The organism is Chromobacterium rhizoryzae, from assembly GCF_020544465.1.
Lineage (GTDB): Bacteria > Pseudomonadota > Gammaproteobacteria > Burkholderiales > Chromobacteriaceae > Chromobacterium.
In genome coordinates, this window is sequence record NZ_CP066126.1 from 352,522 (window position 1) to 374,409 (window position 21,888).

Annotated in this window: 21 protein-coding genes; 2 read left to right on the forward strand and 19 right to left on the reverse strand. The window is 65.7% G+C overall.

All coding sequences use genetic code 11. The features are described from left to right. Positions 1 to 25: 25 nt before the first annotated feature. The 19 genes from JC616_RS01520 to JC616_RS01610 form a co-directional block, all read right to left on the reverse strand. Positions 26 to 1,483, reverse strand: coding sequence for a sensor domain-containing diguanylate cyclase (locus tag JC616_RS01520; RefSeq protein ID WP_158274199.1), 1,458 nt, complete (start codon positions 1,481 to 1,483; stop codon positions 26 to 28). Positions 1,484 to 1,762: 279 nt separating this feature from the next. After that, positions 1,763 to 3,463 (reverse strand): hydrogenase maturation protein, encoded by a 1,701-nt coding sequence (locus tag JC616_RS01525; protein ID WP_227106389.1) that lies wholly within the window; start codon positions 3,461 to 3,463, stop codon positions 1,763 to 1,765. A 228-nt stretch (positions 3,464 to 3,691) separates the two neighbouring features. After that, entirely contained in the window at positions 3,692 to 4,432 is a 741-nt protein-coding gene (locus JC616_RS01530; protein WP_227106391.1) for a LytR/AlgR family response regulator transcription factor, read from the reverse strand. Beyond that, entirely contained in the window at positions 4,420 to 6,135 is a 1,716-nt protein-coding gene (locus JC616_RS01535; protein WP_227106393.1) for a tetratricopeptide repeat-containing response regulator, read from the reverse strand. The genes JC616_RS01530 and JC616_RS01535 overlap by 13 nt, the downstream gene beginning before the upstream one ends. Before the next feature lie 85 nt (positions 6,136 to 6,220). Next, positions 6,221 to 8,377: a UvrD-helicase domain-containing protein gene (locus JC616_RS01540; protein WP_227106395.1), complete on the reverse strand. Its 2,157-nt coding sequence runs from the start codon at positions 8,375 to 8,377 to the stop codon at positions 6,221 to 6,223. A 121-nt stretch (positions 8,378 to 8,498) separates the two neighbouring features. Continuing rightward, positions 8,499 to 10,589, reverse strand: coding sequence for an acyltransferase family protein (locus JC616_RS01545; protein ID WP_227106397.1), 2,091 nt, complete (start codon positions 10,587 to 10,589; stop codon positions 8,499 to 8,501). 70 nt (positions 10,590 to 10,659) lie between these two features. After that, positions 10,660 to 11,130 (reverse strand): DUF2269 family protein, encoded by a 471-nt coding sequence (locus JC616_RS01550; RefSeq protein ID WP_227106414.1) that lies wholly within the window; start codon positions 11,128 to 11,130, stop codon positions 10,660 to 10,662. Next, a complete protein-coding gene (locus tag JC616_RS01555; protein ID WP_107797766.1) occupies positions 11,127 to 11,495 on the reverse strand; it encodes a DoxX-like family protein in 369 nt (122 codons plus the stop codon). Before JC616_RS01555 ends, JC616_RS01550 begins: the two co-directional genes overlap by 4 nt. Further along, complete coding sequence (locus JC616_RS01560) at positions 11,492 to 12,331, reverse strand: NAD-dependent epimerase/dehydratase family protein (protein WP_227106417.1); 840 nt, start codon at positions 12,329 to 12,331, stop codon at positions 11,492 to 11,494. The genes JC616_RS01555 and JC616_RS01560 overlap by 4 nt, the downstream gene beginning before the upstream one ends. Next, positions 12,328 to 12,699 carry a hypothetical protein gene (locus JC616_RS01565; protein ID WP_227106420.1) on the reverse strand — a complete coding sequence of 124 codons (372 nt, stop codon included), beginning with the start codon at positions 12,697 to 12,699 and terminating at the stop codon, positions 12,328 to 12,330. Before JC616_RS01565 ends, JC616_RS01560 begins: the two co-directional genes overlap by 4 nt. Positions 12,700 to 12,814: 115 nt before the next feature. Continuing rightward, on the reverse strand, positions 12,815 to 13,342 hold the full coding sequence (locus JC616_RS01570) for a GbsR/MarR family transcriptional regulator (RefSeq protein ID WP_107797769.1): 528 nt from the start codon (positions 13,340 to 13,342) through the stop codon (positions 12,815 to 12,817). A gap of 118 nt (positions 13,343 to 13,460) precedes the next feature. Further along, on the reverse strand, positions 13,461 to 13,691 hold the full coding sequence (locus JC616_RS01575; RefSeq protein WP_019102374.1) for a DUF2061 domain-containing protein: 231 nt from the start codon (positions 13,689 to 13,691) through the stop codon (positions 13,461 to 13,463). 289 nt (positions 13,692 to 13,980) lie between these two features. Continuing rightward, complete coding sequence (locus tag JC616_RS01580; protein ID WP_227106423.1) at positions 13,981 to 14,823, reverse strand: isopenicillin N synthase family dioxygenase; 843 nt, start codon at positions 14,821 to 14,823, stop codon at positions 13,981 to 13,983. Between the two features lie 134 nt (positions 14,824 to 14,957). Further along, entirely contained in the window at positions 14,958 to 15,761 is an 804-nt protein-coding gene (locus JC616_RS01585) for a DUF3658 domain-containing protein (RefSeq protein ID WP_227106426.1), read from the reverse strand. Continuing rightward, entirely contained in the window at positions 15,758 to 16,537 is a 780-nt protein-coding gene (gene cysE / locus JC616_RS01590; RefSeq protein WP_107797772.1) for a serine O-acetyltransferase, read from the reverse strand. The genes JC616_RS01585 and cysE overlap by 4 nt, the downstream gene beginning before the upstream one ends. Before the next feature lie 34 nt (positions 16,538 to 16,571). Then, positions 16,572 to 17,282, reverse strand: a complete 711-nt coding sequence (locus JC616_RS01595; protein WP_227106429.1) for a TIGR02117 family protein — start codon at positions 17,280 to 17,282, stop codon at positions 16,572 to 16,574. A gap of 7 nt (positions 17,283 to 17,289) precedes the next feature. Beyond that, positions 17,290 to 18,786, reverse strand: a complete 1,497-nt coding sequence (gene rng / locus JC616_RS01600) for a ribonuclease G (RefSeq protein WP_048413615.1) — start codon at positions 18,784 to 18,786, stop codon at positions 17,290 to 17,292. A 17-nt stretch (positions 18,787 to 18,803) separates the two neighbouring features. Continuing rightward, positions 18,804 to 19,400 (reverse strand): Maf family protein, encoded by a 597-nt coding sequence (locus JC616_RS01605; RefSeq protein WP_227106432.1) that lies wholly within the window; start codon positions 19,398 to 19,400, stop codon positions 18,804 to 18,806. Positions 19,401 to 19,473: 73 nt separating this feature from the next. Beyond that, positions 19,474 to 19,629: a hypothetical protein gene (locus JC616_RS01610; protein WP_158274200.1), complete on the reverse strand. Its 156-nt coding sequence runs from the start codon at positions 19,627 to 19,629 to the stop codon at positions 19,474 to 19,476. 19 nt (positions 19,630 to 19,648) lie between these two features. Between JC616_RS01610 and JC616_RS01615 the strand changes: the two genes are divergently transcribed. Then, entirely contained in the window at positions 19,649 to 20,827 is a 1,179-nt protein-coding gene (locus JC616_RS01615; RefSeq protein WP_227106434.1) for a multidrug effflux MFS transporter, read from the forward strand. Positions 20,828 to 21,003: 176 nt separating this feature from the next. After that, positions 21,004 to 21,801: a 16S rRNA (adenine(1518)-N(6)/adenine(1519)-N(6))-dimethyltransferase RsmA gene (gene rsmA / locus JC616_RS01620; protein ID WP_227106436.1), complete on the forward strand. Its 798-nt coding sequence runs from the start codon at positions 21,004 to 21,006 to the stop codon at positions 21,799 to 21,801. Positions 21,802 to 21,888: the final 87 nt, after the last annotated feature.

Below are 21,888 nucleotides of genomic sequence, written 5' to 3' on the forward strand. Positions count from 1 at the left end.
GGGGCGGGGTTGCGGCGGCCTGGGATCAGGCCGTCTCGGCGCCCGCCGCCGCGATCTCGCGCTTGTCGCCGTACATTTTGCGGTCCGCCACCGTCAGCAGTTCGTCGATCAACAAGCCGTCCTCCGGGTAATAGGCGATGCCGATGCTGACGCCCACCGTGATCAGGTTATCGTTGACCTCGTAGGGCTGATGAATCACCTGTTTCAGGCGATTGACGATTTTGTCCGCCTCGCGGTTGGATTCTATGTCTTCCATCAGCACCACGAACTCGTCGCCGCCCAGCCGCGCCACCGTGTCTTCGCCGCGCAATTCTTCCTTGATGCGGGCGGCGATCAGTTGCAGGATGCGGTCGCCGGTGATGTGGCCGTAGGTGTCGTTCACCGGTTTGAAGCGATCCAGATCCAGGAACAGCAAGGCCAGCCGCTTGCCGCTGCGGTCCACCCGAGAGATGGCGTGTTGCAGCCGGTCGTAGAACAGATTGCGGTTGGCCAGGCCGGTCAGACGGTCGTGATTGGCCAGGTAGAACAGTTGGTTTTCGCGCTGGCGACGTCCGTGCGCCAGTTGCAGATAGTGGTGCGACACCAGCAGCAGGCCGGCCAGCAAGGCCAGCGACAGGAATAGCAGCATGCCCCATTCAAACGCGCCTATCTGCCGCCAGCCCAGTTGCTGGCTGATGGTGAGCAAGAGCGGCTGGCTGGCGCCGCCCAGCGGATGGCGGGCTTCCAGCCGGGGGAAGAGCAGGGTTTCCAGAGCGCTGGCGCGTGCCGCGTCGCGCAGCAGGGTGGGCGGGCCGGGCGGCGGGTCGTTGCGGTGGAACAGGCGCACTTCCACGCCCTCGCGCAGCGCCAGCGGGCTGGGCAGCAGGCTGTCGGCGCGTATCGCCATGGCGGCGAAGTGGGCCGGCGCCAGCGGGGCGGCCAGCGGCTTGCTCAGCATATCGTCCATGGCGCGGATCAGCAGATAGCCGGCCGGCAGGCCGGGCAACTTGATCTGACTGGAGATTTCCATCCGTCCGCTTTCCAGCGCGTTCTGAAGGGCTTGGCGCGCGGCTTGCAGCCGGCCCAGGTCCGCGGCCAGCAGGCCGGGCTGGGGCATGGGTTCGATGAAGGCGAGCGGGAACAGGCCGAAGCGGCCTTCCCAGCCGTCGCCGCTGGCGGCGGGCAGGGGCAGCGCTTGGCCGTACAGCTGCTTCAAGCGTTGTCTGAACATCGGCAATTGGCCGGGACTGATGCGTTCGATATGCCCCAGCCACTGGATCTGTGGATAACGGCGCAGCAGTTGCCGGGCCAGCCTTTTCTCGGACGGCAGGCTCCAGCTGCGGTCCAGCGTGCTGAAGGTGGCGTAGCTGTCCAGCACGGTTTCATGGCTTTGCAGTTTTTGATTGAGCTGTTCGGACAGCAGCAGGGCGTCGCGGTTGAATTGCTGCTCCGCGCCCAGCAGCGCGTGACTGGCGACCGACAGGGCCACTAGCGCACTCAGCACCAGCCATATCGCGATGCATCCTGCATAAACCAGCCGTGTCCGCATGTAGCAACCGTAGGAAGGGGGAAAGAGGGGATGACAGATTTTATAAGAAGGAGCGGCTATTTTTTAGCTTTGACTGATGAAAAAGCGGGTTTTAAGTAGTTGTACGTAAAACAATACTGTGGTTTTTCGGGATGAGATTGAAATCAAACGGCCCGCCAGGGCGGGCCGTTTGGGCGTTGAAGAGACGGGTCTTTGCTCTTTGAAGGCTGTTTTAAAGCGCTGTCTCGGCGTTGCTCAGCGCGCCTGCGCCCAGTCGGCGATCAGGCGTTGCGGCGTGCCGCAGGCTTTGCGCTTGAGCACGAAGTTGCGGCATTTGTCCAGGAACTGGCCGCGGTTTTCCACCATGTCCTGGCGCATCTCCAGCAGCTCGGTCTGGCGGCAGCGCTCCATGCGCTCCAGATCCAGCTCGGCCTTGCGCGCGCGCTGCGGGCGGAAGCGGTCATCGTTCAGCGCCAGTCCGGCGGCCTGCCGCAGCCAGACGCCGAAGTCGTGCGGGTCGTGCGGGCCGATCTCGTGGACCATGCCCAGACGCCAGGCTTCGCGCGCGCTCAGCGGCAGGCAGGCTTCGGTCAGCTGCCGGGCCTGTTCCTCGCCCACCGCGCGCGGCAGGCTGTAGGTCCAGTATTCCGAGCCGTACAGGCCCATGGTCTTGTAGTGCGGGTTGAGCACCACGCCGCCGCGGGCGAACACCAGATCGGCGGCCAGGGCCAGCATCACGCCGCCGGCGCCGGCGTTGCCGGTCAGGCCGGACACCACCAGCTGCCGCGCGGTCAGCATTTCCTGGCAGACGTCGTCTATGGCCTGGATATTGGCCCAGGCTTCCAGCCCCGGTTCCGGCGCGGCCTGGATCACGTTGAGGTGGACGCCGTTGCTGAAACTGCCGCGGCCGCCGCGCACCAGCAGCACGCTGGTGTCCTGGGCCTTGGCCCAGCGCAGGGCCTCGCTCAGCCGTCGGCATTGCTCGGTGCTCATCGCGCCGTTGTAGAACTCGAAGGTCAGCTCGCCGACGCGGCCGTATTCGCGGTAGCGGATGGGCTGATAGCTTTCCTCGCAGTGAGGATGGGTGGCGAGGCTCCAGTCCAACCGCGGCACGTCGTCCAGCAAGCCGGCCAGCACATGGCGCGCCGGGCGTTTGAAGGTTTCTTCGCCGGCCTCCGGCTTGCGGCGCAGCGCGCCCAGCCACAGGCTGTGCTCACCGGCGCCCACCAGCACGGCGTCGTCGTGCACCGCCAACAGTTGGCCAGGCTGGCCGGCGCGGTAGTCCAGATGGGCGTCGTAGACGTAGTAGTCGCCGCCGGCCAGTTGCGTCAGCACGCCGGGCTGACCGTCGGCGGCGTCGATGCGGCGCTTGATCTCGGCGGCGGGCTGTTGCCACAGGAAGGCGCGGTCGCTTTGCCGCATATTGGCTTGCAGCCGGCCGCGCACATGCGCTTGGCCGTAGTCCAGCGGCGCGGGCTTGAAGCCGGTGCCGAACTTCTCCACCACGTCGCGGATGCAATACAGGGCGGCGTCGCTGACCGGGCCGTTGTAGAGCTCGGATTTGCGCACGTCCGGCGGCATGTCGAATTCGCAGCTGGACCAGATCGGGCCGGCGTCCATTTCCTCCACCGCCTGCAGCGCGGTGACGCCCCAGCGGTTTTCCCGCAGCGTGATGGCCCAGTCCAGCGCCGAGGCGCCGCGGTCGCCGACGATGCCGGGGTGGATGATGACCACCGGCCGGCTGGCGTCGCGCCACAGGGTTTCCGGCACCCGGTCCTTGAGGAAGGGGCAGATGACGAGATCGGCGCCGGATTGCTGGATGTTGGCGCTGACTTCCTGTTCATTGGTGAACAGCTGCACGCTGACTTGGTGACCGGACTGGCGCAATTCCAGCCAGGCGCGCTGGGTGAGTCCGTTGAACGCCGACGACAACAAGATGATTTTCAATGACCGCATGACCGCTCCTTGCCCAAAAATGAATGTATGGCCGGCGGCGGGACGCTGCCGCGCAAACCGTGCGCATGGGCAAGGATGATAGTTTTAGTTCTGATAATGACAAATGACTAAAGTCAAGCTTGATGCGATTGAAAAGCAGAACGCAGCTTTCTGCCATCAATGATTACAGATGCTTTGGTTTTGTGATCTGTATATATGGCGACGGCGCGCGGGGAGGGAAGGGCGCGCCTAGTCCTGCTGGTGCAGGCATTGCTTGATGCCGGCCAGCTGCCGCCGGCTGACCGGCAGAGGCTGGCCGATATCGGCCAGGCGCACCTGCCATTGTTCCTCGCCGTCCGCGCTGGCGCGGAACAGCTCGCGCAGCGCGTGGCGCATCACCAAGCAATTGCGGTGGATGCGCACGGCGGCGTCGCCCAGCCGCTGTTCCAGCGCGATCAGGGTTTCGTCCAGCAGGTATTCCGCGTCCGGGGTCACCAGGGTGACGTATTTGAGTTCGGCCTTGAGGTAGCGGGCCTGGGAGAAGGGGATGGGCAGCAGGCGGTCGCGCTGGCGCACGGTGAAGCTGGCCTCCGGCTGCGGCGCATCGCCGCGCTGGCGGGCGGCGCGCTCCAGCGCCTGACGCAGGCGTTCGCGCCGCACCGGCTTGAGCAGGTAGTCTATGGCCTCCAGTTCGAAGGCGCTGACCGCGTACTGTTCATGGGCGGTGGTGAAGATCAGCTGCGGCGCCAGCGGCTGGCGCCGCAGTTGCTGAGCCAGTTCCAGGCCGGAAACGCCGGGCATGGAGATGTCGGCCAGCACGATGTCGGCCGGGTTTTGCGCCAGCCAGCTCATGGCCTGGCGGCTGTCGGTCAGGCAGTAAACATGCTGCAGGCCTTGCTCGCGCAGCAGTTGGCGCAGGCGCTCGCAGGCCAGCGGTTCGTCGTCCACCACCAGCGCGCGCCAATCTTGCCAGGGGCTTACAGCACCCATTGCGGCTTGCCCAGCTTTTCCACCAGCATGCGCCAGGCTTGCAGGATTTTCTGGAACTTGTTGTTGGTGGGGGCGAGGTCGCGCACCTTGCTCAGCATGTCGTGGGCGCGGCGCATATGGCTTTCGTGCCAGCCCTGGCGGTGGACGTAGGCCATGGTGGCGTTGATCAGGTTGAGCATGACCTGGATGTTTTGCGGCATTTCCTCGTGGGCTTTGACGAAGCGCTCGATGGCGGAGTCGAATTGCCCGGCCTGGGCTTCGCGCACCGCCTGGTTGTTGAGTTCCAGCACCGATTGCACATTGTCGGCGATCAGCTGGCGGCCGTCCTCGCCCAGGCCCACTTCTTCGAACATGTCGCCGAAGCGCGCCAGCAGTTCCTCGTCGTCGTGATGGTTGCGCACCAGATCGCGCATCACGCTGTTGCCGGCGTCCTTGTGGCCCTGGGCGTAGCAGGCGCGGGCGAACTCCATCTGCGCGTCGCTGCTGAGTTTGGGCGCCAGCTGGCGGAATTTGGTCTCGGCGTCGCTAAACAACTGACGCGCCTTGTCGCGGTTGCCCTTTTTGTTTTGCAGCTGGCTGTCCACCACGCCGGCCATCCATTCGCCTTCTTCGTTGTAGCGGTAGTCGCGGCGCAGATTGGACAGGGTGCGGCCGACGTTGGCGGTGTCGCCGCGCGCCAGTTGCACCCGCGCCAGCGCGGCGTAGTGGGTGGGGCTGCGGTGCCAGGTGTATTTGGCGATGTCCAGCGTGGTCTGGCAGGCGCCTTCCGCCACTTCCAGCTGATTATTGAGCAGGGCCACTTCCGCCAGCTGCTGCTGGCGGCGGAACACCACCGGCGAGATGTCGGTGGCCTGTTTCAAGGTGGCCTGGGCTTCGTCCAGATTGTGGTTGCTGCGGTAGAGCTTGGCCAGCCAGTCGTAGGCTTCCATCACCCGGTCGTTGTCGGTGAGCACCTCTTCGAACAGCAGCCGCGCCTCGTCGTAGGCTTTCAGCCCGGTCAGCGATTTGGCCAGGCCCATCTTGGCCCAGGGCACCGGCTTGATGCGCAGCACGTCCATGTACAGGGAACGCGCGCTGTCGAAGTCGCCTATCTTCAGCGCCAGCGAGCCCTTGAGCTTCATGAAGTCCAGCGTGAATTCGCCTCGCTCGCCGATCAGGCGCGTGCAGACTTCGATGGCGCTCAGGTATTCGTGGCGCATGATGGCCTCGTCCACCAGACGGAAGGCTTCGCGGCGGCGCATCGCTTTTTCCAGCCGCTCGCGCAGCACTTCGCCGGTGAAGGGTTTGAGCAGGTAGTCGTCCGGCCCCAGTTCCGCGGCGGAGATCACGCGCTGGGAGCGGCGCTCGCCGGTGACGATCATGAACACGCAGGACTGCTTGATCAGATTGCGTTCCTTGACCTCTTCGAACAGGTAGAGGCCGTCGTAGCCGTTGCCCAGATCGTAGTCGCACAGCACCACGTCAAACTCGTACTTGCCCATCTTGGCCAGCGCGTCGCCGGCCTTGCTGGCGTACTCCACCTTGTCGGCGCCAAAGGAGGAAAGGGTCATCGCCAGCGCGCGCTGCATTTCCGGCAGGCTGTCTATGATCAGGAACAGACGCTTGCTGTACGGATCGTCGTAGCTTTTCCGCGGCGCGGTGCCGGTCTTGCTGGCGGCGGCGACGCTCTGGAAGGTGGTCGAGTTGGTGTTGGCTGTGCTCATCTCGCTATCTTTGACGATTCTCCGCAAACTGTCATCAGTGCGACTTACAAAAATCGCTCAAGCGGCCGCCGCCGCGGCGAGAGGCTTAGCCGGCGCTCAGCTTGGCGTAGCGCAGATCCAGCCACTTCACGCCGTGCTCGGCGAAGTTGATTTGCAGGCGCACATCCTCGCCGCCGCCTTCGGCGTTGATCACCACGCCGCTGCCGAACTTGGCGTGTTCCACCGATTGGCCGATGCGGAAGCCCTGGCTGTTGTCGGCGGCCACGCGGCCCACCTTCGGAACCGCGCGCCAGGATGCATTTGTCGATGCATTTGTCTTGGCTGTCGCTTTCACTTTAGCAGATAGGTCGTGGGTGAGCTCCGCCGGGATTTCGTCGACGAAGCGCGAGCGGATGGGGTAGCGGCTCTGGCCGTGCAGCATGCGGCTTTGCGCGTTGGACAGATAGAGGCGCTGACGCGCGCGGGTGATGGCCACGTACATCAGCCGGCGTTCTTCTTGCAGGCCCTTGCCGTCGTTCATGCTGTTTTCGTGCGGGAACAGGCCTTCTTCCAGGCCGGAGACGAAGACGGCGTCGAATTCCAGGCCCTTGGCGGCGTGCACCGTCATCAGTTGCAGCGCGTCGCTGCCGGCTTCGGCCTGGTGTTCGCCGGCTTCCAGGCTGGCGGCGCTGAGGAATTCGGTCAGCGCTTGCGCCGGCTCGTCCGGCATGAAGCCGGCGGCGGCGTTGATCAATTCGTCCAGGTTGGCCAGCCGCTCTTCGCCTTCTTTCTTGTCTTGCTCGTACATCGCGCGCAGGCCGGAATCGTCTATGGCCAGGCTGACGGCTTCGGCCAGCGGCAGCTCGCGGCCCCGTTCGCGCATGCGTTCCACCAGCAGTACGAACTCGCCCAGTTTGGCCGCGGTGCGGCCGCCGCCGGAGGCGCAGGCGGCCTGCCACAGGGTGACGCCCTGCTCGCGGCTGACCGCTTGCAGGCCTTCCACCGTGCGCGCGCCGATGCCGCGCGCCGGCACATTGATCACGCGCAGCAGCGCGTTGTCGTCTTCCGGGTTGGCGATCAGGCGCATATAAGCCAGCGCGTGTTTGACTTCCTGGCGTTCGAAGAAGCGCAGGCCGCCGTAGATGCGGTAGGGAATCTGGGCGTTGACCAGCACGTGTTCCAGCAAGCGCGACTGGGCGTTGGAGCGGTAGAGAATGGCCATGTCGGACAGATTGAAGCCGTCCCGCTTGAGGCTGCGCACCTCGTCGCTGATGAACTCGGCTTCCTCGCCGTCGGAGTAGGCTTCGAACAGGCGGATCTTTTCGCCCTCGCCGGCGTCGGTCCACAGATTCTTGCCCAGCCGGCCGTCGTTCTGCTCGATCAGCGCGTTGGCGGCATTGAGGATATTGCCCATCGAACGGTAGTTCTGTTCCAGCCGCACCGGCTCGCTGACCGAGAAGTCGTTGAGCAGGGAGCGCATATTGCCCACTTCCGCGCCGCGGAAGGCGTAGATGCTCTGGTCGTCGTCGCCGACGGCGAACAAGGAGCCGCCGTCGCCGGCCAAGAGCTTGAGCCAGGCGTACTGCAGGCGGTTGGTGTCCTGGAACTCGTCCACCAGGATGTGGCGGAAGCGGCTGCAATAATGCTGGCGCAGCGCCTGGTTGGCGCTCAGCAGCTCGTAGCTGCGCAACAGCAGTTCGGCGAAGTCCACTACGCCTTCGCGGCGGCATTGGGCGTCGTAGGCGGCGTACAGCTCCACCAGCTTGGCTTCGTAGGGATTGAGCGCCGGCGGCAGCTTGTCGGCGCGCAGGCCGGCTTCCTTGCTGCCGTTGATGAAGCTTTGCACCGCGCGCGGCGGGAATTTCTCGTCGGACAGTTCCAGGCTTTTCAGCAGGCGCTTGATCGCCGCCTGTTGGTCGGCGGAGTCCAGAATCTGGAAGGTCTGCGGCAGGCCGGCGTCGCGGTAGTGGGAGCGCAAGAAGCGGTTGCACAGGCCGTGGAAAGTGCCTATCCACATGGTGCGCACGTTGACCGGCACCATGGTCGCCAGCCGGGTCTGCATCTCGCGCGCGGCCTTGTTGGTGAAGGTTACCGCCAGAACGCCGCTGGGACTGGTTTGTCCGGTGGACAACAGCCAGGCGATGCGGGTGGTCAGCACCCGGGTCTTGCCGCTGCCCGCGCCGGCCAGCACCAGCGCGCTCTTGTCGGGCCAGGTGACGGCGCGCAGTTGTTCTGGATTGAGGCCGGCGAGGAGATCTGTCATGGCGAGGTGTCTATCTGGTTCAGGCAAAACGCCATTTTACACCAGGCGTCGGCATCGTCGGCATTGCGTGGGTAAAAGCGAAAATGGCAGCCGGGAGGCTGCCATTTTGAGGAGGGCGGGTTCAGCGTTCGGCGCTTCTCGCCCAGTCGAAGCTGGGGCGGAAACTATCCGTCAAGGTCAGCGCCATGCTGGCGGTGATATGGTCCTTGTCCTGGTAGCGCACTTTGCCGTCGCGGCTGGCGAAGCAGGTCTTGGCGTCGCAGAACTGATCCAGGGGGTCCCACAAGCGGATGTTGGGGTGACGGGCGGCGACGCGTTGCAGCAGCTGGACAATCTGCAGGCGATGGCGCTCAACGTCCGCGCGCGGCGCGTTGCAGGCCGCCGCGCCCAAGAGGGCCACGCATTCCGGCGGCGACTTGCTCATCTCCGCCTCCGGCAGCACCAGGACGATTTTCAGTCCCAGGCCGGCCATGTCTTGCGCGCTGCGGTCCAGCGATTGCTCCAGGACCTGCAGCGAGGAGGCGCGGTCCAGCGGAGCGACGCCGGCCTTCATGCCGCCGGATACGCTGGGGACGCCTTCGAGACCTGCGGCCACCAGCCCGGTCATGGCCGGTCTGCCCGGCAGATCTTGGGCGGTATAGCTGTTCCAGCGCGCGTTGAGCAGCACGCCGGTGACGCCTTGGGCCGCCAGCTGCGGCAATTCCGCGCGCACGGCCCGCGCGAAGCTGGGGCACCAACTGCGTTTTTTGCCTTCGCCCACCGGCATGGCGTCGGCCAGCGGCGGGCAACCGTGGTAGACCCGGCGCAGGATGGCGATGCCGCGCTCCTTGGCCAGCGCGTCGTACAGCGGCATCAGATGGTCGGTGTGGGAATCGCCCCAGGCCAGCAGTTTAAGCGGCGCGCCGGGCGCGCCGACCAAGCATTGGGCGCGCGGGGACAAGGGGACGCCGGCGGCCGGCATGCCGCAATCGCCGACAAAATGGAAAGCGTCGCGCTTGGCCTGCAGAATGCTTTGCTGTCCCGGCCAAGGAAAGTGCTTGGGCAAATACATGGCGACCGTGCCCAGCAGCCATAGGCCGAGGGTGATGCCCAGGCCGGTTCGCAGCGTGGACCGGGTGTCGCGCAGCTTCCGCCATTGTCCCCGGCGCAGCGGTTGTTCCACATAGCGGTAACTCAGCCAGGCCAGCGCCAGCGCCAGGACGCCGCCCAAGAACAGGTCGCGTGTCAGATCGCGTTCGCCCAGGCCCCAATAGCGGCCCAGCGCCAGCAAGGGCCAGTGCCACAGATAAAAGCCGTAGGACAAAAGGCCGATGCTGGTCCAGGGACGGGAGCCGATACAGCGGCTTATCGGATTGGACGGGTCCAGCATGCCGGCCAGAATGAACAGCACGCTGCCGATGACCGGCAGCAACACGATGACGCCGGGAAAGACCATGCGTTCATTCAGCAGCGCGATGGACGCCAGCAGCAGCGCCAGACCCAGCGCGGCGATGGGCAAGGCCAGGCGCCGGCCTCCGCGCGGGGGCGGCAGCAAGGCCAGCAGGGCGCCGGCGGCGAATTCCCAGGCGCGGGCAGGCATCAGGTAAAAGGCTTGCGGCGTATCGCGATAGCTTAACCATAAGCTCAAGCCCAGCGATCCGAGCAAGACCGCGCCCAGGGCCAGACGCATGCGCAGGTCGGTGACATGGCGATCCCCCTTGCTCAGGCGGAAGACGCTCCATAGCAGCAAGGGCCAGACCAGATAATATTGCTCCTCCACCGCCAGCGACCAAGTGTGCAGCAAGACTTTGAGGTCGGCGTCGGAGTCGAAATAATCAAAAGCGTGCTTGAGAAAGTGATGGTTGGCGGACAGCGTGGCGACCGCGCGGACTTCCCGTCCCAGCTTGATCTGGTCGTCCGGCAGCATCACGAAGTAGGCCAGCGCCAGACTGACGGCCAGCACCAGCGCCAGCGCGGGCGCAAGCCTGCGGATGCGGCGAGCGTAGAAAGCCTTGAAGTCGATGCGGCCTTGCGCAAGCAATTCCTGCCGCAGCAGGCCGCTGATCAGGAAGCCGGAAATGACGAAGAATATATCTACGCCGACAAAGCCGCCGCCGAATCCGGGCAGGCCGATGTGGAAAGCGACCACGCTGAGCACGGCCAGCGCGCGCAGGCCGTCGATGTCCGGCCGATAAGCTTTGGCGTCGATACAGGAGTGGGGGGTGAGCGACATAGTGCGGAAGGCTCAAGCCATGATTCTGGCTTGAATAATAAAAAACCAAACATTCTATCCTTATTCCTGCTCAAGCTCCCGGTTTTATCACCATTAGAAAGTATGTCGTAAGCATGGCAAGGAAGGCCGGATAGCCCAGGCATTCCCAGTAGCGGGCGTAGCGCCAGTAGCGCGCGGGCAGCGGCTGGCCGGCGGCGACGGCGGCGCGCGCCATCGCCGCCATGCGGGTTTGCAGCCGCAGCACCGGCAGCCAGCACAGGCCGGCGAACAGGAACAGGCCGATGGAGGCGAGCAGCCAGCCGCTGGCGAGCGGCCAGCCGGCCTGCCGCGCCAGCCACAGGCCGGATAGCGGTTGGAAGATCACCGCCGGCGTGGTGAACCACCAGTCGGCGCGCACCACCAGCCGCGCCACTTCGGCCTGGGCCGCGGTCTGGCGGCCGCGGTTGGCGAAGAACAGGTAGAAGGCGGAGCCGAAGCCGGTGCCCACCATCAGGGTGGCGGACAGGATGTGCAGGGTTTTGACCACGAGATAGGCGTTCATGCGGAAGTCTCCCGGCGGGCGCCCAGCCACAGCAGCATGGCCAGGATGGGCAGGTTTTTCACTAAGGGGGCGAACGGATGCAGCCAATTCTCCGGCAGCCAGAGCGCCAACGTCAGGCTGTAGCCGGCGACGACGGCGGCCTGGGTCCGCCATAAGGCGCGGCAGGGGCGTCCCAGCGTCAGCAGGCCGAAGACGAGGTCCAGGCCGCAGGCGGCGAGGAAGAGCGGCGCGGCCCAGGCGGCGGGCAAGGGCAGCCGCTGCAGCATGGCGACGGACGCGTCCCAGGCGCTGAGCGGCGGCTGCAGGCCGCTCCACAGCCACAGCGCCGCCAACGCGTATTCGATGTTGCGCGTGGAGGGCGTCATGGCGCTTCCCGGAATTGGCCGCTGGCCAGCGGCGCGCGTTGCAGCAGCGCGCCGAGGGTGGACGGGTCGCCGCAGCTGCCGTGGTTCAGCATCTCCAGGGTGTCGCGGCTGATCAGGCTGGACGGCCAGCGTTCGGCCAAGGCCGCCAGTGTCCGGCTGGCCTGAGGCGGCAGGTTGAGGATGTAGGCCGGGGCGTTCAGTCCTTGCAATCGACGCAGCTGGCGCAGGTAGTCGGCCAGGGTCAGCGCCTCGGCGCCGACGAACTCGACGACGCCTTCCGGCGCGTCGTCGGCCAAGGCCAGCCGCGCCAGCCCCTCCACCGCGTCGTCCAGCGCCAGCGGCTGGATGCGCTGATTGCCGCCGTCGGGCAGCAGCCACAGGGGCAGTCGCGCCAGTTGCAGCAATAGCCGGCTGCTGGCGCCTTGCGGGCCGTAGATCAGCGAGGGCCGCGCGATGCGGGCTTCCAGGCCACTGGCCAGCAGGGCGGCGTCGCCGCGGCCCTTGCCGGCCAGGAACGGGGTGGCGGCCTGCGGGTCCGCGCCCAGGGCCGACAGCTGTACCCAGCGGCGCACATCGGCTTGATAGGCCATGCTGGCCAACTGCAACGGTCCCAAGTGATGAACGGCTTCCAGCGCGCCTGCTGGGCGGTCCAGCAACTGGCCGGCGGCGTTGACCACCGTGTCGACGCCTTCCAGCCATTGACGCCAGTCGGCGCGCGGCTGGCGCAGGTCCAGCTGCCGGCGTGAGGGCGCGCTGACTTGGTGCCCGTCCCGTTCCAGCCGCTGGCGCAGCGGCCGTCCGATGAAGCCGCCGCCGCCCAAGAGCAGTATCTTCATTGCGCGGTCTCCTGAGGCGCGGCGGGCAGGGGCTGGGCCTGCCGCGCGACGGGGCGCGGCGCCACCTGCCGCCAGACCAGGCGCAGCAGCACCAGCAACTGCGCTACCACGCCCAGCAGCGCCCACATCAGGATGCCGCGGATGTCCAGCCATAGAGAGGCGGAAGGGGCATCCGGCGCGAACAGCAGCACGGCCAGCAGCGGTCCAGCCAGGATCAGGATCAAGAAGGCGCGTTGCCAGAACGGGCCGCCGGCGCCGTGCTCGCACAGGGCCTGGGTTACTTGGCGCAAGGGGCCGGCCAGCAGCCACCAGCACAACAGGCTGCACAGTAGGGGGACGATGATCATGCTGGTGATGAATCCGCTCATGGTGTTCTCCTTTGTTTCTGAAATTTCTGTCAAAACAGAAATATAATGGCAAAAAAAATGCGCGGGGTTTCCGGCGGCGCAAGGCCGCCCGGCGCCGCCCGCGTGCGCGGCGAACTTATTTATCCCGTCCCAGCAGTTTCTGAATGCTGGCGCCCATCTTCAGCACCCGGCTCAGCGTGGCGGTGGACAGGCGTAGCATTTCCCGAGTCCAGGAGGTGAGTGTGTCCATGAACTGCCAGGTGTTGCGGATGCGTTCCTGCGCCAGCGGGCTCTCCTGCTGGAAGTCCGGGCTGTCCATGCATTCCTTCAGCACCAGCAGGGTGGGCTCGATTTCACGGCGCTGCCGCTCCGCCACGATGATGCGGAACAGTTCCCAAACGTCGCCCGAAGTTTCAAAGTGGTCGCGGCGGTCGCCCAGCACGTGCACGATGCGGATCAGTTGCCAGTTCTGCAGCTCTTTCAGGCTGTTGCTGATGTTGGAGCGGGCCACGTTGAGGGTGTCGGCCAGTTCTTCCGCGTTCAGCGGGCGGCCGGTGATGAAGAGCAGCGCGTGTATTTGAGCGACGGTGCGGTTCACGCCCCAGCGGGTGCCCATTTCGCCCCAGTGCAGCACGAAGCGTTGGGATACGGGTGTCAGTTCCATGGTGCTTACGATAGTTGTTTCCGAAATTTCTGTCAATACAGAAATTCATTGGCATGGAGCGGGACGAAGCGCCGTGAGAGCAAGGCCGCGCCCGGACAGGGGCGCGGCACCGTTGGCGTCAGTGCTGATGGAACAGGGCGTTGTGACCGGCGGCGCCGGTTTCGGCGGCTTGGGCCTTGCGGCCGCGGATGCGGTCCCACACCTTCTCGTGGAAGTAATAGGCCACGGTGTTGACCAGCGGTTCCACCAGGGCCAGCAGGCTGGATACGCCGATATTGCCGGTCAGCAGATAAGCCACGCTGAAGGCGACGGTGAAGTGGCAGATGGCGAAAGTAATGGTCTTGAGCATGGCAGGGCTCCACGTTGAGTATTTATTGAATGATAGTCATTCTCATTTGAGTGGGCCAGTTGAATATTTTGCTCAGAGCGATAGCATTTTACTAATGAATTTTTGGATTTGATTGCGGAGGGCCGCCAGCGGCGGTGGGAAGCCGCCGCTGCGAGGGGTTTGCCGTCTGTTCACGATCGAGCGAGCGCAGGCGAGATAAGGCGTTGCGGCAAGGGGACGATGGATGAGGCTGCGAAGCCGCAGCCTCCGTGTTACGCCGCGCGACGCGCGGCGGATCATAAACAGGTTCTTACATCTTGACGCCCAGTTCGCGCAGGCGCTCGTTCAGATAGCTGTCCGCGGTATAGCGCTCGGACAGCACCACTTCCGGGCGCGGGTGCAGGAATAGCGGCAGCGAGATGCGGTTCTTGCTCGCGCCTTCGCCGCTGGGGTTGACCACGCGGTGCTGGGTGGACGGGTAGTAGCCGGCGGACGCTTCTTGCAGCATGTCGCCGATATTGACCACCAGGGTGCCGAAATCACAGGGCACGTCCAGCCATTCGCCCTGCTTGTCCTGCACTTGCAGGCCGGGCTCGTTGGCGGCGGGCAGGATGGTCAGCAGATTGATGTCGCCATGGGCGGCAGCGCGCAGCGAGCCGGCCGGCTCCTGGCCGGTCAGCGGCGGGTAGCGCAGCACGCGCAACAGGGTTTTCTGGCTGTCGGCGATCATGTGGGACAGCGGCTCGGTGTAATGGGCGGCGATGTGGGCCGGGGTGTATTGCTGTACCCAGGACAGCAGTTCCTGCGCCAGCTGGTTGGCGATGGCGTAGTAGCGGTCGGTGTCGGCCTTGAGCTGCGGCGGTACGCGGCCCCAGGGGTAGATGTGGAAGTACTCCTTGATGTCCTTCAGGGTTGCGCCCTTGGCGGTTTCCGACACTTCCGGCGAGAACCAGCCATCCTGGCGTTCCATGGAGAAGGCGTAATCGTATTTGGCCTGGCTGTTGAAGAAGGCGAGCCAGTCGGCGTAGATCTTTTCCACCAGGCTTTGCGGGATCGGATGGTTGACCAGCACGCCGAAGCCGGTTTCGTGCAGGGAGCGGGTGAATTGTTCCGCCGCGTCCGGCGCGTGGTAGTCGACAACTCTGACATTCATGGGGTGGGGTTCCTGAGGATTGCAGGACGCTGCCATTCAATGGCGGGGCAGGCGCCGAGGGCTGGGATTTTACCCGCGGCTCCCGGCATCACCAAGCGCGGGCCGCGGGGGTGTCGCGTCGCGGCAACGTCGGTTCAGCCGCCGGCGCGGATGAAGGGCGAGGAGCCGCCGCCGGCCGTGGTGTCGGCGCGGAGCCGGCCCGCGCGCAGCAACTGCTGGACGCGCCAGAACAGGATGTCGGAGGACAGCAGCGCTTCCCGGATGTGGACGAGGGCGTCGCCGACCAGGCGGGACACCGCGCGCGGCTGCTCGCCGCTCAGTTCCAGCAGCAGCGCGTCGTAGCGGTCCAGCGGCGCTTCGACGACGTCATCGTCTTGCAGGCGGCGCAGGCCTTGGCCGTGTTCGCGCCAGCGGCGCCATTGCGAGGCCAGCGCCTGGCGTTCGCCGGCCGCCAGCGGGCGTTCCCGCCGCTGGCAATCCGCCAGCCGTTCCAGCGGCAGCATGGCCATGCTCCATTCCGCCATCTCGTCGCCGGCCTGCCAGACGGGCTCCGGCGCGGCGCAGACGGTCAACGGGCAGTCCGCCGGCAGTTGCTCGGCCAGCAGCGCCAGCGCCAGGCGGTCGCCGGCGTTGCGGCCTTGCCAGACGGTGAGCGGCCGCGGCCGTTCCAGCAGCCGCAGCAGCGCTTTGCGGCCGGCTTGATGCCGGCGCAGCCAATCGTCCTCGTATTCCGGCAGCCAGGGCTGGGCCTGCAGCAGTTGCTGATGCCAGGCCAGGCGCAGGCCTTGATCGATGGCGTCGGCGTCCAGCAGAGGCCCGGCGCTCAGGTCTTCGATGAAGGGCAGGACCTCGCCGTCCAGCAGGCCGTCGCGCCGCAGCGCGTTCAGCATGCCGGCGGCGGAGTCGCCGACGGCGAGGTGAACCCGCTCCGCGTTCATACGCGCTGGTCCATGTCCAGCGCCGGGGTGCCTTCGGCGCGGGCCACCACGCGGGCGGGCACGCCGACCACGGTGGTGTGGGCCGGCACGTCTTCCAGCACCACGCTGCCGGCGCCTATCTTGGCGCAGGCGCCCACCAGGATGTTGCCGAGAATGGAGGTGTTGGCGCCGATCAGCACGCCGTCGGCGATCTTGGGATGGCGGTCGCCGTGTTCCTTGCCGGTGCCGCCCAGGGTCACGCCCTGCAGCAGCGAGACGTTGTCGCCGATGACGGCGGTTTCGCCCACCACCACGCCGGTGCCGTGGTCCAGCATCACGCCCTGGCCGATGCGCGCGGCCGGGTGGATGTCGGCGCCGGTGACTTCGGAGATGCGGTTCTGCAGAAAGAGCGCCAGGGTTTTGCGCTCCTCCCGCCACAGCCAGTGGGTGATGCGCTGGCACTGGATGGCGTGGAAGCCCTTGAAGTAAAGCAGCGGGGTGGAGTAGTTGTCGCAGGCCGGGTCGCGGTCGAAACAGGCGCTGATGTCGGCGCGGGCGGCGGCGCTGATGGCCGGATCGGCGTCCAGCGCCTCGCGGAACAATTCCATCAGCGCGCGGGCGTCCATCACCGGGCTGGCGAGCTTGCTGGACAGGTGGAAGGCCAGCACGTCTTCCAGGGTGGTGTGGCGCAGCACGGTCATGTGCAGGAAACTGGCCAGCATGGGCTCGTCTTGCGCGGCTTGTTCGGCTTCCCGCCGGATGGCGGACCAGAGCGGGTCGCCGTTTGCTTCGTTCATTTTGCGAAACTCCCTTGCGCTGGGGCGGCGCGCCTCAGCGGTCTTTCAATTGCCAGAATAGTGCGCGGTCGAACGGGGACCACCAGGCGGTGCGCGCGCCGCTGGCGGCCAGCGCGTCGCGTACCCACTGGTTGCAGGTGGTCAACGGGCTGTAGCGGCCGTTGGCCAGGTAAAACGCGTCCTGATCATGATAATGATAGCCCGGCATCCACAGGGCCTGGCCGGCCGCGTCGCGGGCGACGGCGGCCTGGATGAAGCCGGTCAGCCGCCGGTATTGTTCCGGCGCGAGCAGCAGGCGCCGGGTGGCGGCGCCTTCGCGCGGCGTCGGCAGGTATTCCACGTGCAGCACGGCGCCGTCCAGCCCGGACAGCGCGTAGAGCGCCTTGCCTGGGGTGAGGTCGGACCAGTTCCGCGTTTCCAGGTAAAAGCTGCGGCTGCCCCAGCCTATGCCCACATAGGGCAGTTTGTCCAGATTGGCCCCGGTCCGCGGATGGCGTGGGGAAAAGGTCTCATCCCAGTCCATGCCCGGGGCGCGGCGGGGCAGCAGCAGGCCGGCGTGCACGCCGTTGCTGTCCAGGTAGACCGGTATGCCGGACTCGGCCGGCCGCCAGTCCCGGTTGACCGGCAACAGGCCCAGGGTCAGCGCGGCGAGCAGATAGAGGGCGATCAGGGCCAGCAGGCCCAGCGCCGCGCGGGACAACAGGCGCGGCAGCCGGGCCGCCGGACGGGGCGGGCGGGATGGCATGCGCGGCTTACAACAGGACGACGTCGAATTGTTCCTGGGTGTAAGTGGCTTCCACCGACAGCGAGATCGGCTTGCCGATGAAGTCGATCAGCATCGCCAGGCTTTGCGATTCCTCGTCTATGAACATGTCGATCACCGATTGCGCGGCCAGGATGCGGTAGCCCTTGGCGTCGAACTGGCGCGCCTCGCGCACGATTTCGCGCTGGATCTCGTAGCACACGGTTTGCGCGGTCTTGATCTCGCCGCGGCCCTGGCAGGTGGGGCAGGGTTCGCACAACACGTGGGCCAGGCTTTCGCGGGTGCGCTTGCGGGTGATTTCCACCAGGCCCAGGCTGGTGAAGCCGTTGAGGGTGACGCGGGTGCGGTCGCGCGCCATCGCCTTGGCCAGCTCCGCCAGCACCGCGGACTGGTGCTCGTCGTTGTCCATGTCGATGAAGTCGACGATGATGATGCCGCCCAGATTGCGCAGCCGCAGTTGCCGGGCGATGGTCTGGGTGGCCTCCAGATTGGTCTTGAAGATGGTTTCGTCGAAATTGCGGTTGCCGACGAAGCCGCCGGTGTTGACGTCTATCGTGGTCATCGCTTCGGTCTGGTCGATGATCAGATAGCCGCCGAACTTGAGGTTGACGCGGCGCGCCAGCGCCTTGTCGATCTCGGCTTCGATGCCGTGCAGCTCGAACAGCGGGCGTTCGCCGCTGTAGCGCTCGATCTTGTCCACGGCGATCTGCACGTATTGCTCGGCGAACTCCACCATGCGGCTGTAGTTCTCGGTGGAATCCACCACCACCTTGTCGGTGAAGTCGCTGACCATGTCGCGCAGCACGCGCACCGCCAGCGGCAGGTCCTCGTAGAGCAGGCTTTGCGCCGGCAGGTGCTGGGACTTGTGGCGGATGTCGGACCACAGCTTGGACAGGTAGTCGATGTCGGCGGCCAGCTCGTCGTCGCGCGCGGTTTCGGCGCTGGTGCGGATGATGTAGCCGCGCGGGCTATTGGCCGGCAACAGCTTTTCCAGCCGGGACTTCAGATTGTGGCGCTCGCTTTCGCTGTCTATCTTCTGCGAGACGCCGATGTGCTCTTCCTGCGGCAGGTGAACCAGGAAGCGGCCGGCCAGAGAGATCTGAGTGGACAGGCGCGCGCCCTTGGTGCCGATCGGATCCTTGATCACCTGCACCAGCACGGTCTGGCCTTCGAACAGCATTTTTTCGATGCGTTGCGGCTCGGTCGGGTGCTGGCGTTGTTCCAGCACGTCGGCGATGTGCAGGAAGGCCGCGCGCTCCAGGCCGATTTCAATGAAGGCGCTCTGCATGCCGGGCAGCACGCGCTTGACCTGGCCCAGGTAGATGTTGCCGACGATGCCGCGGCTGGCGGCGCGCTCCACGTGCAGTTCCTGGACGACGGCGTCTTCCAACACCGCGACCCGGGTTTCCTGCGGGGTGATGTTGACCAGGATTTGTTCTTTGGGGCGCGGCAGATCGCGCGGCAGGGGTATCGATTGATGCAGCATGGTGGTTCCCCGCGCGCTCATGGAAACTGAAAGCCGAATTCGCTCAGCAGCGCCGCGGTTTCGAAGATAGGCAGGCCCATCACGCCGCTGTGGCTGCCGTGGATGCGCTCGACGAAGACGCCGGCCTTGCCCTGGATGCCGTAAGCGCCGGCCTTGTCGAAAGGCTCGCCGCTGTCCAGATAGCGCTCGATGTCCTGCTCGCTGAGCGGACGGAAGAACACCTCGGTCACCGAGGTCTTGAGTCTGACGTGTTCGCCCTCGCGCACCGCCACGCTGGTGATGGCCTGATGGCCGCGGCCGGAGAAGGCGCGCAGCATGCGGCGGGCGTCGTCGGCGTTTTCCGGCTTGCCGAAGATTTCACCGTCCATCGCCACCGTGGTGTCGGCGGCCAGCAAGGGCCGGGACGGCAGTCCGCAAGACTCCACCACCTGCCAGCCGGCCTCGGCCTTGGACAGCGCCAGCCGTTCGGTATAGGCGACGGCGGACTCGCCGGGCCGCACCGATTCGTCGATGTCGGCGTGGATGCGCTCCAGGTGCATGCCCAACTGTTCCAGAATTTCGCGGCGGCGCGGGCTGCCGGAAGACAGGTAAATCCGGGTGTCATTTGCGGTCATGATAGTCTGCTCATTTGTTCTTTCGGTCGTCGTCTAGGTTACCAGACGCGTGATGCCGCAACCATCGAATCCATCAGACGCCGGGCGTTTTCAGGCCGGCAAGTTCCCATTCAAATGGCGTCAATTTCCTGTTTTTAAAGGCGTGGAAGCGGCGCGCGGACGGGTTTTTTTCCGGCGGCCTGCTGCGGCGGAGCGCGCTGCCCGGTATCATGGCGGCTTGCTTCCCCATCTCCTGTCGTCATACCCCGATGCCCAAGTCCAGCGTTTCCCCGTTTGCCCGCGCCGCCACTTTGGCGGCCATTCTGTTGATCCTGTTCAATCCCTTGGGCATCGATCTTTACCTGTCGGCGATGCCGGCGATGCAGCGGCATTTCCAGGCCGACGTCGCGATCAGCCTCAGCGTGTTCATCTTCAGCCTGGGGCTGGGGCAGTTGCTGTTCGGCCCGCTGGCGGACCGGATCGGCCGCAAGCCGGTGGCCCTGGGCGGCCTGCTGCTGTATGCGGCGGCGGCCTATCTAGCCAGCCGCAGCGACAGCCTGGGCGGTTTCCTGGGTCTGCGCGCGCTGCAAGGCCTGGGCGCCAGCGCCAGCTCGGTGTGCGCGTTCACCCTGGTGCGCGATTGCTTCTCCGGCAACGCGGCGGCCCAGCGCTACAGCCTGCTCAACGCCGCGCTGAACGTGGTGCCGGCGATGGCGCCCTTGCTGGGCGGCTGGCTGACCGCGCGCTGGGGCTGGCAGTCCTGCTTTCTGGCGCTGGCCGGCAGCGCGGTGCTGGCGGCGGCGTGGCTGGTCTGGAAAATGCCGGAAACCCGGCCCGCGGCTTCCAGCGCCGCCGGCCCGGCGATGGGCATGCGCCAGGTGCTGGCGACGCCGGCGCTGCGCCGTTACGGCGCTTGCTGCTGCGCGGCGCTGGCCTTGATCGTCAGCTATGTGACGCTGGCGCCGGCGGTGCTGATCGAGCGCGGCGGGGTGGACAGCACCACCTTCGGCCTGCTGTTCGGCGGCAACGCTCTCTTGGTGATGGCGGCCAGCTTCCTGGGTCTGAAGCTGATCGGCCGCTTCGGCCAGAAGGCGATGTTGCGTTACGGCCTCAACATCATGTTGCTGGCCGGCGTATTGCTGCTGGCGCTGTCCGGCCAGCCGGGCGCTTGGCATTATATGTTGCCGATCGGCGTGCTGAGCGTGGGCTTCGCCTGGACGCTGGGGCCGGCCAGCGGCATGGCCATGGCGCCGTTTTCCCAGGGCGCCGGCCGCGCCGCCGCCTTGCTGGGCTGCGGTCAGATGCTGTTCGCCGCCGGCGTGTCGGCGGGGCTCGCGGCGCTGCCCTTGCCGGGCGAATGGGCGCTGGGCGCGACGATCCTGCTGCTGGCCGGCCTGTGCCGCTGGCTGACCCGGCCCGCGGCGGCGATTCGGGAAAATCCTCACTGATTTTCAAGCGTTTGGCATGTATTGTGAGATTTGTGGCGCGGGTCCGGCTTTAGCTCTTGTCGGGCAGCCTACAATCGGCAGACAATTGGCCCAAATTTGAGAGTTGACTTCGACAATGAGGCGCGGCGGCAAATCACCCGGCGCTTCTCCGTTCTTTGCACTGATTAGCAGATTTCATGAACAAACATATTCCGCGCAAGCGTTTCGGCCAGAATTTCCTGCAAGACGCCAGCGTCATCGCCAACATCGTGCATGCGGTGAACCCGCAGCCGGACGACGTCGTCATTGAAATCGGTCCCGGCCTGGGCGCGATCACCAAGCCGCTGCTGGCGGCGCTCAAGCACTTGCACGTGGTGGAGATCGACCGCGACATCATCAGCCGCCTGCAAAAGGAGTTTCCGGCCGAGCGCCTGAGCATCCACGCCGGCGACGCGCTGGCCTTCGACTTCGCCTCCGTGGCGGAGGGCAAGCTGAAGATCGTCGGCAATCTGCCCTACAATATTTCCACGCCCTTGCTGTTCCATCTGGCCACTTACGGCCAGAAAGTCACCGACATGCATTTCATGTTGCAAAAAGAGGTGATTGAACGCATGGTGGCGGAGCCGTCCACCGCCGATTACGGCCGGCTGACGGTGATGTTGCAGTACCGTTTTGAAATGGAGAATATCCTGCACGTGCCGCCGGAAGCGTTCTGGCCGCCGCCGAAGGTGGATTCCGCCGTGGTGCGGATGATTCCGGCGCCGGGCCGCTGCGGCGTGGCCAGCGACGAGCTTCTGCTGGAGCAGGTGGTGACCACGGCGTTTTCGCAGCGGCGCAAGACGCTGAAGAACAATCTGAAGGGCCTGCTGGACGCGGACGGCTTCGCCGCGCTGGAAATGGACCCCGGATTGCGGCCGGAGAATCTGCCGGTGGAGGATTACGTCCGACTGGCCAATTATCTGAGCGCGAAAGGCCACAAGGCCAAACGTCAGTAACGGGGCTTTGGCAACGTAAAAAAATACGAGCGGGCGTTCAGCGCCCGCCGCACTACAAAGAGTCGTCCGTCCCCGTCCTTGTCGGCG

What these genes read in the sequence shown, in the direction of transcription:
- JC616_RS01570 (WP_107797769.1), bottom strand. Translation starts at nt 13,342, where the DNA reads ATGGAACTGACACCCGTATCCCAACGCTTCGTGCTGCACTGGGGCGAA.
- JC616_RS01585 (WP_227106426.1), bottom strand. Translation starts at nt 15,761, where the DNA reads ATGAACGCGGAGCGGGTTCACCTCGCCGTCGGCGACTCCGCCGCCGGC.
- JC616_RS01575 (WP_019102374.1), bottom strand. Translation starts at nt 13,691, where the DNA reads ATGCTCAAGACCATTACTTTCGCCATCTGCCACTTCACCGTCGCCTTC.
- JC616_RS01545 (WP_227106397.1), bottom strand. Translation starts at nt 10,589, where the DNA reads ATGTCGCTCACCCCCCACTCCTGTATCGACGCCAAAGCTTATCGGCCG.
- JC616_RS01530 (WP_227106391.1), bottom strand. Translation starts at nt 4,432, where the DNA reads ATGGGTGCTGTAAGCCCCTGGCAAGATTGGCGCGCGCTGGTGGTGGAC.
- JC616_RS01610 (WP_158274200.1), bottom strand. Translation starts at nt 19,629, where the DNA reads ATGGGGAAGCAAGCCGCCATGATACCGGGCAGCGCGCTCCGCCGCAGC.
- JC616_RS01540 (WP_227106395.1), bottom strand. Translation starts at nt 8,377, where the DNA reads ATGACAGATCTCCTCGCCGGCCTCAATCCAGAACAACTGCGCGCCGTC.
- JC616_RS01605 (WP_227106432.1), bottom strand. Translation starts at nt 19,400, where the DNA reads ATGACCGCAAATGACACCCGGATTTACCTGTCTTCCGGCAGCCCGCGC.
- JC616_RS01615 (WP_227106434.1), top strand. Translation starts at nt 19,649, where the DNA reads ATGCCCAAGTCCAGCGTTTCCCCGTTTGCCCGCGCCGCCACTTTGGCG.
- cysE (WP_107797772.1), bottom strand. Translation starts at nt 16,537, where the DNA reads ATGAACGAAGCAAACGGCGACCCGCTCTGGTCCGCCATCCGGCGGGAA.
- JC616_RS01525 (WP_227106389.1), bottom strand. Translation starts at nt 3,463, where the DNA reads ATGCGGTCATTGAAAATCATCTTGTTGTCGTCGGCGTTCAACGGACTC.
- JC616_RS01560 (WP_227106417.1), bottom strand. Translation starts at nt 12,331, where the DNA reads ATGAAGATACTGCTCTTGGGCGGCGGCGGCTTCATCGGACGGCCGCTG.
- JC616_RS01595 (WP_227106429.1), bottom strand. Translation starts at nt 17,282, where the DNA reads ATGCCATCCCGCCCGCCCCGTCCGGCGGCCCGGCTGCCGCGCCTGTTG.
- JC616_RS01555 (WP_107797766.1), bottom strand. Translation starts at nt 11,495, where the DNA reads ATGACGCCCTCCACGCGCAACATCGAATACGCGTTGGCGGCGCTGTGG.
- JC616_RS01535 (WP_227106393.1), bottom strand. Translation starts at nt 6,135, where the DNA reads ATGAGCACAGCCAACACCAACTCGACCACCTTCCAGAGCGTCGCCGCC.
- JC616_RS01565 (WP_227106420.1), bottom strand. Translation starts at nt 12,699, where the DNA reads ATGAGCGGATTCATCACCAGCATGATCATCGTCCCCCTACTGTGCAGC.
- rsmA (WP_227106436.1), top strand. Translation starts at nt 21,004, where the DNA reads ATGAACAAACATATTCCGCGCAAGCGTTTCGGCCAGAATTTCCTGCAA.
- JC616_RS01580 (WP_227106423.1), bottom strand. Translation starts at nt 14,823, where the DNA reads ATGAATGTCAGAGTTGTCGACTACCACGCGCCGGACGCGGCGGAACAA.
- rng (WP_048413615.1), bottom strand. Translation starts at nt 18,786, where the DNA reads ATGCTGCATCAATCGATACCCCTGCCGCGCGATCTGCCGCGCCCCAAA.
- JC616_RS01550 (WP_227106414.1), bottom strand. Translation starts at nt 11,130, where the DNA reads ATGAACGCCTATCTCGTGGTCAAAACCCTGCACATCCTGTCCGCCACC.